5 protein-coding genes are annotated in these 14,010 nt (G+C 46.9%); 2 read left to right on the forward strand and 3 right to left on the reverse strand.

Annotated elements, in window-relative coordinates; all coding sequences use genetic code 11:
* Nucleotides 1-195: 195 nt before the first annotated feature.
* Nucleotides 196-4,707 (forward strand): MupA/Atu3671 family FMN-dependent luciferase-like monooxygenase, encoded by a 4,512-nt coding sequence (locus V7723_RS10030; RefSeq protein ID WP_335684328.1) that lies wholly within the window; start codon nucleotides 196-198, stop codon nucleotides 4,705-4,707.
* Nucleotides 4,704-10,889: an SDR family NAD(P)-dependent oxidoreductase gene (locus V7723_RS10035; RefSeq protein WP_335684329.1), complete on the forward strand. Its 6,186-nt coding sequence runs from the start codon at nucleotides 4,704-4,706 to the stop codon at nucleotides 10,887-10,889. Before V7723_RS10030 ends, V7723_RS10035 begins: the two co-directional genes overlap by 4 nt.
* A gap of 1 nt (nucleotide 10,890) precedes the next feature.
* Here the strand turns inward: V7723_RS10035 and V7723_RS10040 are convergent, their stop codons facing one another.
* From V7723_RS10040 to V7723_RS10050, 3 genes are all read right to left on the reverse strand, one after another.
* Nucleotides 10,891-11,721: an alpha/beta hydrolase gene (locus V7723_RS10040; RefSeq protein WP_335684330.1), complete on the reverse strand. Its 831-nt coding sequence runs from the start codon at nucleotides 11,719-11,721 to the stop codon at nucleotides 10,891-10,893.
* Between the two features lie 418 nt (nucleotides 11,722-12,139).
* Nucleotides 12,140-13,081: a M28 family metallopeptidase gene (locus tag V7723_RS10045; RefSeq protein ID WP_335684331.1), complete on the reverse strand. Its 942-nt coding sequence runs from the start codon at nucleotides 13,079-13,081 to the stop codon at nucleotides 12,140-12,142.
* A 317-nt stretch (nucleotides 13,082-13,398) separates the two neighbouring features.
* A partial coding sequence (locus tag V7723_RS10050) for an HlyD family efflux transporter periplasmic adaptor subunit (RefSeq protein WP_335684332.1) occupies nucleotides 13,399-14,010 on the reverse strand: 612 nt, incomplete at its 5' end.

Here is a 14,010-nt window from a genome sequence, read left to right on the forward strand (position 1 = left end):
CTAAATATGGATTTTTCCGTATGATTCATGGGGATAATCAGCGTATTTGAAATTTTCTAGAATCTAGTAAACAACAAGGTGAAATTAGTATGATTAATTTGTTTCGTTAATGGTTATTAAAGAGATAACATTTAGGTTTCGCGTTAGGAGTACGGCGTAAATACTTGGCGGCGATGGCAGAGGAAATATATTGTAATGAATGGGTTATTTATTGGTGAGGGAACCCTTCTTGTCCAATGCGCAGAGGAGTTTCGGCTGGCCGGTGGTACGATAACGGGAATTCTCAGCCAAGAACCACGTGTCCGCGCCTGGGCGAAATCTGAAAACCTTAGTCTTTTTGATACGCCAGATGACGAAAATCTGGAAGGTCTGGCATTCGATTATCTTTTTAGTATCGTCAACTTTGATATTTCACCAAGCCACCTTCCGACCCAAGCGAAGTATTTCTCCATAAACTTCTTTGACGGACCGCTTCCAAAATATACGGGTGTAAATGTAACCTCCTGGGCTCTCATTCAAGGGGAAACGGATCATTCAGTTAGCTGGCATGAGTTGAAAGATATGGCAGATGAGGGAAGGATCCTTAAATCTCGATCTGTTGCCATAACGGCAAATGAAACTTCAATGACGTTGAATGCCAAATGCTATGAAGCCGGCCTAGCGTCTTTTATAGACCTTGTCCAAGATTTGAAGAATGGAACGGTTCAGCTTATCGAGCAAAATGGTGAAAGCCATTGGTATGACCGCATGAAGCGCCCAGAATTTCTTGGTACGCTGGATTTCACCAAATCAGCGAAATTATTGGATCAACTTGTTCGCGGATTGGATTTTGACGCATATGCAAATCCGTTGGGAATTCCGAAAATCTGGACGGGAAAATCGTTGTTTTTAGCAGGCGCACTTGAAGTGTTAGAGGGGCCGGCATCCGGATCACCGGGATTAATTGTTTCCCTGGAAAATACCAGTGTTCGTATTGCCTCCGCCGATCATGACGTTGTCTTAAGTGATTTACGGAACGTCGCTGGCAATCGCGTGTCCCCGGATGACTTGGGATTGGTGGTAGATGACACCTTGCCAGCCACTGAAGAATTACAATCCGATTTAATAGATGCTGCTGCGCTGGCAGAGGATCATTGGTTGCAAAAGTTATTAGAGGCGCGGCCGATCCTTTCCCCATTTCCTGAAAATAGGGATGGGATACAGGGTGCTATTAGTGTTTCGCTCCCCGTTGTAGAGACGTTAACTATTGACCAAATCGGTGCGGGTTTATTGATTTGGTTTTCCCTTCTAACAGGGACTGAAAAGATTTCTTGTGCGGTGGATACGAATAGCGACAACCATCCTTTAATAGCCGATAATCAACTGATAAATCTCCTCGTTGATCACAATGGGACAGGTAGAGAAACGCTTAATCAATTTACTCAAGCAAAATTAGATGGAGAAGTAGTAGGGCCTCGTAGTGCAGACTTGCTTGCTCGTATTCATGAGCCATCAATGCGACATACTGTTCTTGAAGCTCTTTCCACGGTGGTTACTAAGGAAGACGGCAGTGATGACGAGTTGCTGAAAGGAAGGCAATTGGTGGTAGCGATTGGTGCCCGACCACGCCTTATTGCCCAAAGAGAATTTTATACTGAGGAAGTTCTTGAACTAATTGGACGAGATTTTTCTTTGTTTTTGGAAACTTTTGTTAGAACGCCAGATACTCCTCTGAAAGACTTACCTTTAGCGGATCCTGCAGAAGAAAATACTGGTATGGCGCTGACGGGGATTTCGTATCCGCAAGACGTCCGCATTCATGACGTCATAAAATTACAGGTAAAGAAAACGCCAAATAAAAGTGCGTTGGAGGCCGACGGGGAGGTTTTAACTTACGCTGAATTGGACGAACGGTCGGATTCCTTGGCTGCGGCTCTCACCCAACGCGGAGCAGAGCGGGGGAAGGTTGTTGGATTGTGCTTGGAGCGTTCAGTTGACTTAATTATCTCGATGTTGGCAATTTTGAAGACAGGAGCTGCCTACCTTCCACTTGATCCTTCTTATCCGGCAGAGCGCGTAGCATTCATGCTCGAAGACAGTGAGGCGCCCCTTATTATTGCCAGCCAAGCAACGGAATTCAAATTCCATCTGGATCCGCAGAAGATCATTTATCCCAATGCCGAATCCGAAAAATTCATGATGCCAGGTGGGGAAGCCTCGGACCTTGCATATCTCATGTACACGTCAGGTTCGACCGGTATACCAAAAGGTGTCATGCTGACGCATAGAAATATTGTGAATTTCTTTGCTGGAACAGATCTTGTCGTTCCTCATAATGATGACGTCCGATTATTGGCAATTACCTCCGTATCTTTTGATATTTCGGTTCTTGAAATTTTCTGGACGCTCGCTCGGGGCTTTACAATTGTTTTGCAAACCGACGGTGCAGAGACAACTCCTGTGCCAGGTTTTAGTCTATTTTATTTTGCTTCTGAAGTTTCAGGAACGGGACCCGAAGCTTACAGGTTATTGTTACAGGGCGCCAAATTTGCTGATGAAAACGGGTTTGAAGCTATATGGACACCAGAGCGCCATTTCCATGCTTTTGGAGGACTTTACCCCAACCCGGCCGTAAGCTCTGCAGCCGTGGCAGGCATAACGAAAAACGTTCATATCCGTGCAGGCTCTTGTGTATTACCGCTTCATCATCCAATTCGTGTTGCTGAAGATTGGGCGCTTATTGATAATATTTCAGATGGTCGCGCCGGCATTGCCATTGCCAGCGGCTGGCAACCTAACGACTTTGTCTTGCAGCCAGACAATTTTGACGACCGTAAAGATATTATGCTGGATGGTATAGACAAATTACGAGCCCTTTGGCGCGGTGAGAGTTTACCCTTTCCCAATCATAAGGGTGAGATGGTCGAGACATCTACGTTACCGCACCCCGTTAATGGAGATATTCCACTTTGGTTGACAGCGGCCGGGAACCCGGAAACCTTCGCAGCGGCAGCGAAAAAGGGATGCTACGTGTTGACGCATCTTTTAGGTCAAAAATTTGAAGATGTGGCTGAGAAAATTCGGGCCTATAGGGTAGCATGGAGGGAAGCCGGTCACCCTGGCCACGGCAAGGTTACGTTGATGCTACATACCTTTGTAGGAGAGGATGAAGATGAAGTTCGGGAAATAGTTCGCGATCCCATGAAGGAGTACTTGAGAAGTTCAGTCGACTTACTGCGACGCGCCTCCTGGAGTTCACCTACATTTAAGCAAAAAGCCGACGCAACAGGCGTTACGCCTCAGGATGTATTTGAGAAGCAAGAATTAACTGAAGAAGAAACGGAAGCCCTGCTCGATCATGCTTTCGAGAGATATTATCAAACAAGTGGATTGTTTGGTACAGCGGAAAGTTGCCAGGAGTTAGTTCGAAATATCGCGCAGATGGGTGTTGATGAGATTGGCTGCTTGATTGATTTCGGAGTTGATACCGATCTGGTATTAAAGCATTTAACTTTCATCAACGAATTGAAGAATAATTTGCTGGCTGAAGGTGGTGTCGCAAGACAGGCTTCCGTCGCGGAGCAAATAGTTGAGCATGATATAACTCATTTTCAGTGTACGCCTTCGATGGCCTCCTTTTTGGTGGCAGAAGCTGCTGGTCGAACGGCTCTGAGCAAACTAGACGTAATGATGGTCGGTGGGGAAGGTTTCCCACCAGCCCTTGCGCAAAATTTGAAGGCAAACCTTCGAGGAACTCTTCTCAATATGTACGGAACTACGGAGACTGCGGTTTGGTCGTCTGTTGCTAAATTGGAAAAGATAGGCGATGCAATTCCGTTGGGTGAGGCACTTGCCAATACAATATACACCGTCCGTAATCAATATGGCCAAACGCTACCAAGCGGTGTTGCCGGAGAGCTTTGGATCGGCGGAGATGGTGTCGCTGACGGGTATTGGAAACGCCCCGAACTTAATGCAGAGCGGTTTCTTGAAATAGAGGAAGGCCGGGTTTATCGGACAGGGGATCTTGTCCGGCATATGCCAGATGGTCGTCTTGAATTTCATGGTCGCTTGGATAACCAAGTCAAAATTCGCGGACATCGGATAGAACTAGGTGAGATTGAAGCGGCCTTGGGGTCGCTTGATGAAATAAAAGACGCTGCGGTGACGGTGTTCGAGAGTGGTGAAAGTGATAAACGGTTGGTCGCTTTTGCAACCATCTTACCGGGCCTAAATGGAGACCCGATGGATATCCGTAAAAGGATCGGAAAAATTCTGCCGGAATTTATGACGCCCTCTCAGGTGGTTTTACTGGACACGTTACCTCAAACACCCAATGGGAAAATCGACCGTAAAGCGCTTCCGCAATCGCAACCACAGTCAATTGTCTCGGCAGAAACGCAGACCAATGACACTGAAGTCTTGATCGCTAAAATTTGGTGCGAAGCGTTAGGGTTGGCCGAAGTCAGTGTCACGGACAATTTTTTCGATCTCGGAGGGCATTCTCTTCTGGTAATTCAAGTGCAGCGACGCATGAAACAACAATTCAACAAAGAAATAGCGATTACTGACATGTTTCGATATTCGACGATTAAATCGCTTTCTGAACATGTTAGCGGGACTGGTAACGAGAAAAGTCAGGTAACTGCAGCTGCAAGGGGAGTACAACGAGCTGCCGCACGCCGCACAAAGATGAGGCGCAGGGCGGGAGGTTCCGTGCAAACATGACAAATAGTATTGAAGGAATTCAGTCTTCCGAAAAGATCGCAATTGTCGGCATGGCCGGACGATTTCCGTCAGCACGTAACGTTGCCCAATTGTGGAAACTTTTGGACAGCGAACGTATGGGGACCCGGTGGTTTACTGAGTCGGAAATGCGGGCGGATGGCGTTCCAGCCAAAGATTTGTCTAATCCTAACTATGTTCGCGCGGCCAATTATCTTACTGATATGGAGAATTTTGATGCCGGTTTTTTCGGGTTTTCGCCGCGTGAGGCGTCTATTCTTGACCCGCAGCACCGCCATTTTCTGGAATGTGCGTGGGAAGCGTTGGAAGATTCTGGACATATGCCAGAACTGTTTGACGGGAGTATTGGCGTTTTCGCGGGTTCCGGTATGCAGGCTTATTTGCCGTTTAATCTCCTAACTAATCCTGATTTGGTAGAAGAAATTGGTATGTTCCTTCTTCGTCATACAGGAAATGATAAGGATTTCTTGACGACAAGACTCTCTTACCTATTGAATCTACGAGGGCCCTCCGTTGCAGTTCAAACGGCGTGTTCCACATCACTTGTCGCCGTGCATCAAGCGTCAGCTAGCTTGCTTTCAATGGAATGCGACATGGCCATTGCCGGGGGTGTCACAGTTGAGTTGCCGCACCGTCATGGCTATACATTCGAAGAAGGTGAAATACAATCGCCAGACGGACTTTGCCGGCCCTTCGATGAGGAAAGTCAAGGAACTGTTTTCGGATCAGGAGCGGCTTTAGTGGTGTTGCGTCGACTTGAAGATGCTTTGGCAGACGGCGACGATATCCGGGCCGTAATTCTTGGTTCGGCTGTAAATAATGATGGCTCGCAAAAAGCTGGATATCTTGCCCCAAGTGTAGATGGACAAGCGGAGGCGGCAGCTGAAGCACTTGCCGTTGCCGGTGTTCCCGCAGAAACCGTCGGATATATAGAAGCCCATGGTACGGGGACACCTGTAGGGGATCCCATAGAGCTTGCTGGTCTTGCGCAGGCCTATGGAGAGGGCGGCATTGGATTTTGCGGTATAGGTTCGGTTAAAAGCAATGTCGGGCATCTAGACACTGCTGCAGGTACAACGAGTTTAATAAAAGTTGTCGAAGCCATGCGGCACAACGTAATTCCGGCGTCATTGCATTATAAAACACCAAACAGCCGTTTTGATATGGATAACAGTCCTTTCTATGTAGTTGACCAAAGTAAGGAGTGGCAACGAAGTAATTCTCCAAGGCGGGCAGGTATAAACTCTCTTGGTGTGGGGGGGACCAATGCCCATGCTATTATCGAAGAAGCGCCCTTACGTTCGTCTACCGATACAGAGGAATGCTGGAGGCTTTTTCCCTTTTCCGCCCGTAACTCGATTGCGCTCGACGGACTACAGGATAAATGGCGGGAGTTCGTTGCTTCCGCAGATATGCCTTCATTAGCGGATGCCGCTTATACATTACGTAATGGGCGCCGAGAATTTTCTGAACGACGAACCATAGTTGCAAAAGACATCACAGACCTAACTGCAGCACTGTGGCAAGAAACGCCAGCACGGCTGGCCACCGGTTCCGCGTCGGGGGCAAAAGTTGAGATAGTGTTCATGTTTCCAGGGGGAGGCGCCCAATATCCAGGTGCAGGCGCAGATCTTCTCAAAACCTCGCTGGATTTTAAGAAAGCTGTCGAGGAATGCTTTGCGTCTATGCCCGCCATTGCGCCCGAAGACCTTTATTCGATCATGTTCGAACGAACCATTGATGATGAAAATGCCCGGGGCAAATTGGAGATGTCAGGCTATGCGATCCCGGCATTATTTATTCTAGAATATGCTTACGCAAGGATGTGGCAGGGTTGGGGTGTGACACCCTCTGCCATTCTTGGACATAGTGCAGGTGAGTATGCTGGTGCTGTTATTGCAAATGTCATGTCTGTTGCTGATGCTTTAAAAATCGTCGTTTGGCGTGGAAAAGTCATGGATGCGGCGGCGGCGGGCGCTATGAGCATGATTCCAGCTCCCCTTACTAAGGTATCTGAGCTGATCGGAAACACTCTCGATATAGCAGCTCTCAATGCGCCAGACCTTTGTGTTGTTTCTGGAGACATTGACAGAATTGATGCTTTGGAAATGCAACTCAAGGGCACAGAATATGAAGCGACCCGAATTCGCATTAACGTTGCTGCTCATAGCCGTATCCTAGATAATCAGCTTGAAAATTTTAGAAATGGTATATCAGACGTTAAACTTAAACGACCGGATATACCGTTTGTTTCAAGCTTGCGTGGCAGTTGGTCACAAGAGGAAGATTTTTCGACAATTGACTATTGGGTAGATCATCTCCGTCACACTGTCCTTTTTGCCGATGCCGTGGAAACTATATTAAAGAAACCAGGGCAGATATTTCTTGAGGTAGGACCTGGTAGAACATTGGGACCTCTTGTGGAAATAAGTCATGGTGAACATAAACCTGTTGCAGTAATTGCCTCATGTCGGTCGCCAAAAGAAGTCGAGAATGATATGGCAGTGGCTCTCAATGCTGCTGGTTCTATTTGGGCGCATGGTGGAGCTCTCGACTGGCACGATTTACCTGGCGCGACCGGGAGAAGGGTCCCACTGCCAACATATGCTTTCGCAAAAGATCGGCATTGGATTGAGCCGGGCTCAGGGGTCAATACGAATGAAGAAGAGGGCGAAGAACCTAAATTTCATTTGGAACGCATCGCCAATCCGGATAATTGGTTTTTGTCGCAAACTTGGAACATTGCACCTACTCCGCCGGCTGAACCAAATATTGATGCAAGCTGGCTCTTGTTTGTAGGTGAAGATGCTGTTTCTGAGGCACTTATTCAAGAACTAAAAGAGCGCAGAGAAAAGTACTTTATCGTACGAATAGGTAAGTCGTTTGTCGAAGATGGTTGCGTATTTCAAATAGTCGCGGATCGCGCAGAAGATTATGAAGCGTTGTTAAAAGCGCTACCGGAATTACCTGGCAATATTGTCCATTGCTGGCCAATGGGAGCTCAAGGTAAAACACAGCAATCCCATATTTTTGATAGTGCTTTTTTACTTTGCCGGGCCTTGCAAGCCGAAGATCCGGAAGAAGTAGTTCGTCTAAGTTTTATAGGCGCAAATGCTTTTTCTGTTGTTGGTGAGAAAGTTATACGTCCGGAGTTAGGCACACTCCTTGGTCCGGTCCGCGTCGCACCAAGGGAAATACCGTCGCTTGTCACGCAATATCTGGATTTCGATCAAGGTGAAAAAGCATCTTGGATAGTGGACTCCATATTGGAAGAGCATGATGGAGAAACCGCTGAAGATGTGATTGCGTTTCGAGGGCGCAAACGTTTCCAACAAGATTTTACCCGTCTTGAAGTGCCTGTTTTAAATGGCATACCCAGTAAAGTGAAGGTCAATGGCTGCTATGTTATTACCGGTGGAATGGGCGGTATAGGCCTCGAATTGACGAAATACCTTGGCGTCACGGCTAAAGCGCGAATTGCGTTGATCGGTCGGCGGGAGATGCCGGATAAAAGGGATTGGGCGAAGGTGCTGAAACGCGAACCGGGTTCAAATATAAGCCAGGCTATTGAAATAGCAAAAGAGGTGGAAGCGGCAGGCGGTGATGTTCTTTTTGCCAGCGCGGATGTTGGGGATCACGAAGCAATCTCAGCGGCACTTAAAACGGTCCAAGCCAAGTTTGGAAGTATTGACGGTTTGTTTCATGGGGCTGGGACTATGGATGATGCGCCTATGATGGTAAAAACTATCGAAGACGCTCATCAAGTAATGTCGGCAAAGGTAATTGGCGGCGAACATCTTTCAAATCTTCTACCTCCAGGAACTTTGGATTTCTTCGCGGTGTTTTCATCTACGTCTGTGATTACCGCGCCTCCAGGCCAAGTTGACTATGTTGCAGCAAATAGCTTTCTTGAAGCGTTGGCAGCCTCGCGAGAAGATGGACTTGCTATCTCTTGGGGTGTCTGGCGCGATGTCGGTATGGCGTCGCGGGTATATAATCAGATAGAACACCAACCCAATGAATCCCACCCGTTACTTGGGTATAAGGAAGTAGGAGAGGATGGTGCCGTAAGCTTTACTGCGTATTATGACCCGACGACGCTATGGGTTCTAAATGAACATGTCGTGGGCGGTATCCCGGTTTTGCCCGGCACAGCATATATTGAGATCGCTTGCGCCGCTATGGATGTAGTGTCCGGTGGGCGTAAATGGGAATTACAAACTCTGTCGTTGGTTAACCCCATGATCTTTCCGGAGAATTTACGAGCACGCGTGGTTATTTCGCTGACGCCTGATGACCAAGGGTATGAATTACGTATCCAGAGCACACTTTCTTCTGAAGCCCCTCTGGTAGAACATTGCCGGGCGCAGATCGTGATGAAACGGTTAACCGACCGAAAATTTCCTCGGGACTTGCAGAATATATCAGATTTGTCAGTTTCGGAGAGCAGCGGCCAGGGTTCTCAGGAAAACCTTATTGATTTCGGTCCGCGGTGGGATAATGTGGGTGAAATTCGCGTCGGAGATCGAAAAATTGAAGCTGACTTTGCGCTTGCTGAGAATTTCCTTCCAGATCTGGATGTATTTTTTGCACATCCGGGTCTGACCGATACTGCTGCGACAATTGGGCTCAACTTACTCGCCGACGTCGGCAATGAAGGTGCTTTTTATGCGCCTATGTCTGTAGACCGTATACGCTTCTTTAAACCGTTGCCCCGGCGGTTTGTCACACGAGCTAAATTGGTGGCTGAAACACCTGGTCGTTATGCGAGCTTTGATGTGGTTTTCCTCGATGAACAGGGTACGCTGTTGATGGTGCTTGAAGGCTTCGCATTGCGCCGCGTAGAAGGTACTACCTTTGATTGGCATAACTCGCCTGAACTTCTATTCGACGTGATGATTGCGCAGGGTATTTGCGCACGAGAATCTAGCATAGTATTTTCCAAAGTGCTCAATGTGACTGGGCGGCAGATGGTTGTTTCTCCGACATCGATGAAAGATTTAATTCGTGAGATGTCGAAGGCCGTCGAACCACGTCGTAAGAAATCTCTCAAAAAGAATGAAAAATCACTAATCGTCGCGGCATCTTATGCAAATTCAGTCGAAGAAAAAATGGCGACTCTTTGGTCGAACCTGCTTGGTGTCGAACAGCCTGCACCGGAAGCAGATTTTTTCGATTTGGGGGGGCATTCACTGGCCGCCGTCCGCCTGTTTGCAAAAATTAGGAAAGAGTTCCTGACGGACCTGCCTCTCGCGACATTATTCCAGTCCCCAACTTTACGGAGTCTTTCAGACGTCGTTATTGAAAAGGGAAATATTACGATAGGTACTGTGGAGACGAAAGTGGAGAAAAAAGGAAGGATATTAGAACAAGAATGGTCTCCTCTTGTGCAAATTAAGGAAGGATCAGAAGCAGTTAATCCGTTGTATCTCGTTCATGGCGCTGGAGGAAATGTTTTGAATTTCCGCTCGTTATCAGGATACCTTGATTCTAAACTTCCTTTCTACGCTTTGCGCGCGCTCGGCTCAGATGGGGGAAGTAGTATTCACAATACTATTGAAGAAATGGCCGCTTGTTACGTCGCTGCTCTATGCAAACAACAACCAGAAGGTCCTTATAACCTTGCGGGTTATTCTGGAGGTGGCGTAATTGCATTCGAGATGGCGCAACAGCTTCGACAGGCAGGACATGAAATTGGGTATCTGATTTATTTTGATTCAATGGCACCGGATATCGATCCGCATAAAATCGGAATTTTAGAAAAAATTTGGATGGCGCGACACTGGAGTTTACGTTTTGCTCTAAATTGGCCGTTAAGAAAATGGCGAGGTCGGTATGCCGGAAGTGAAAATATCGAAATTGAACGCTATCTGGAAAGTGGTGAAGCCATACCCGAAGAACTTTTAGGTCGTCGCATGACGCAGGCTTATCTTGCTGCAGAAAACCGATATCAACCTAAGGACTATACGGGAGATGTTTTGCTATTTAAGGGCGCTGAAGCCAGCATCGAATTTCTGCGCGCAGGCCCTGATCTTGGCTGGGGCACGTGGGTATCGGGAAATATTGAAATTCAAGAATTTGAGTGTGACCATTTTAATATGATGATTGATCCGACTATCGGAGAAATCGGAAAAATTCTTAATGAACTTTTGGTTGGCGACTAGGTCAGTGTTGTTTGATCACCGTATCGTAGAATGTCGTTACTTCGTCAGCTAACCCTTGTTCAAATAAATTTACATGCGTTCCGTTCTCGAAGGGTATAAAAGTCTTGGGCTCATTTGCTGCTTCATACAAGCGTTTGCCGAAGCGAATATGTATGGCGGTATCCTGTTCTCCATGGAGCATTAAGAGCGGTGTTTTTATTTTAGTGATACGATCAATTGAATCATAGCGTTCCCGATGCATCACGTAACAAAAAGGCAGGCCATAATATCGGTCCGTAAAATAATCACAGAAGCGGCTATAAGCGGCAACCAAGATAACGCCGTCGACGTCGCGCTCTGATGCCAAAGTGACAGCGATGCCGGAGCCGAGACTATAGCCATAGGCCAGCCGGCGTGCTTTTAAAATTGGTGTTCCCATTAAACTGTCAAGTTGATCGTAGAGCGCACGGGCGTCCGCAGCAAACGCAGTTTCCGAAGGCTCTCCTTCCAATCCGCTAGAGCCCCGATAAACCAAGGCAGCCAAGCCATAACCCTGTTCCAAAAATGGCTTCAGGGTTTGTACTGATGGTCCTATGGAGGCGAAATTCCCCATAAAAAACAAGATTACCGGCGCATCGCCTTCTGGGGGCTTTATCCAGGCCCTAACATCTGCGCCATCTTCGGACTTGAAATCGACAACTTCGATACCGTTAAGATCAAATTGTTCCGGGTTGTCAGCATTATTGTGAAATTTGTATATGCCACCGTAGAAAACTCGCGATAGGATAAAACAGGCAATAATTGCAAGTATGAGGCCTATTCCAAGGATAATTAGCGCGTTCTGTATTGTCATATAAAACCAAATCTTCTTCTTAATAGACCTTCTACGATGCAGACAGGGTCATTTTACCTTGAAATCGTCTGCTCCCGTCACTTTTTATTGAATATTACGATAGGGGATTTCAAATGGCTAGTGCCGCCCGACTACGGCCGAGATGATTAGAGGTTCGTTGCAGGCAATCAGGAGCAAAGGTGCGGCATAATCAGAGCCTCTAAGATTGGGCTGAGTGAAACCGATCCATGCGTTCAAAGGTAGATTTGCAATTTCACCGCGGTATTATCGAAAAATCTGTACGAACGAATGAAAACGGTTTGTGACGGATGTTGGTCGTCAGATTTTTTGTCCAAGCGAAACTGCTATAGGAGGGCGTGTCGTATTTTCCGCTGGAACGAAAATCTTATAAGTAATAACAATCGAGCCATATTCAGCATTATTTTTCGTCAGAAAGTTGATCAAAAATCTTCGCAGTTTCAACGATAATATGTGCCGTCATATCCAATGCCTTGGGATCAATAGTTGACGGCAGATCCTGGGGAGAATGATATGTCTGAAAAATTGTCGGGCGATTGGCCGTCCGTATCCACCTAAATGCATTGGGATTGGCGATATAATCTCGTAGAGTTTGTCCGTCAGCCTCTGGTAACACTGTAACCCCGACAGCAGGAATACCCGTTAGGTAAAACCGATGGTGATCGCTGGAATATCGCGGAACCGGCCCATGGGTTTCGTTGTGAACACCAAGATCCTTGCCCGCCTGTTGGATTGCCTTGACAATCTTTGAACTCTCGAGATTATCTCGGAGATCCCATATTCCAAACGCGTCGCCAATACCACACATCTCAAAGCTGGCAACACCGAGAACATTTTCGACACCGTGGTTTTTGATATAGCCTTGCGTGCCGATTAAACCGACTTCTTCCTTATCCGGAAACAAAAACCTTACATTGATGTTTTTTAAAGGACCGGCTGCACGGAGCATTTCGTATGCAGATATAACGGAGGCAACGCAAGACGCGTTGTCATTGGCGCCCGCTGAGCCCATGACGCGATCATAATGTGCAACTATTATTAAAGTTGGTGCATCGATTGGCCCCAAGTCCGCAAAAGCATTTGTTCCGTTCTTGCCATCAATTGTAAAGGGATCCAATTCGTAGGGTATTTCAGATGCTGTGAGGGCTTCCGTCAGGATATGGAGCCGTTCTTCGTTACTTCTCCCGGACATCACCTCGACAAGCCGGTACGGTGACGGATTCTCAAGGTAGTAACTGAAATCCGGACCTTTTTTGATTGGTGTTGCGCAACCCGATAAGCCAAGAAGTAATGCTACCATCCATAATAACGGGGCGTTTCGTAGTTTCAATTTGAGGGGCAATCTTTTGCTCTCCAGAGACATAAATGCATAAACGTAAACGGAAAAATTAGCAGCATTTTTGCACAGGTTCAATTCTCCTACGACTTTCGCGTTATTTAGAGAAGGGAAGCAACAACATTGTATCCGTTTTCCGAATAGGCCTTACAGGTATGAATGGGCTGCCAAGGGTCGTTTTACCAAGTGTCTGCTTCAGGATGCACCGCACCTAGCCAATCTACGTACTCTAAATTTATGTTCGTCGTCTGATCAAGTTGGACAAAACATGGAAATAAATTTCCGTCGCATATGCGCCTAAAAACTTCCGGTCGCGGTAGGCTTCAATTTTCGCGAAACGCGTGAACGATCTGATCTGTAAAAGGTTTCATGAGATAGGACATAATCGTCCTGTTTCCAGTTTCGATGAAAGCCTCAAGCGGCATTCCAGGAACCAGTTTCTTGCCATTCAGCTTGTCCAGCTCGTTTGAATCTATCTCAAGGCGCGCTTTGTAGAAATTCTGACCTGTTATTTCGTCAACGATCATATCTGCCGAAACACTAATCAATGTTCCTGCGAGATCAGGTGTCAGGCGTTGATTAAAACTTGGAAACCGGATCCTTGCGCCGTTCTTATTGGCCAGGAGATCAATATGCACGTTGGGGACCTTGACTTCCACAACAAGCTTATCTTCTTCGGGCACAATTTGCAGAAGGGTCTCTCCTGCGCTAACCACGCCCCCAACAGAATGCATTTTCAGCTCGTGAACAGTACCCGAATAGGGGGATTTAATCGTATCACGTGTCAGGCGATCTTTTGCGGCTTTCTGTTGCCCTTCAAGCTGGGTAATAGAAATATCAACCTGCTGAATATCCTCGAGTGTTTTAGTAAGAAACTCTTCTGCCACTTGTAGTTTAAGCAGTTTCTTTTCGCTAATGGATTCCCCCAATTCTGC

The sequence above is a fragment of the Sneathiella sp. genome, assembly GCF_036960985.1.
Lineage (GTDB): Bacteria > Pseudomonadota > Alphaproteobacteria > Sneathiellales > Sneathiellaceae > Sneathiella.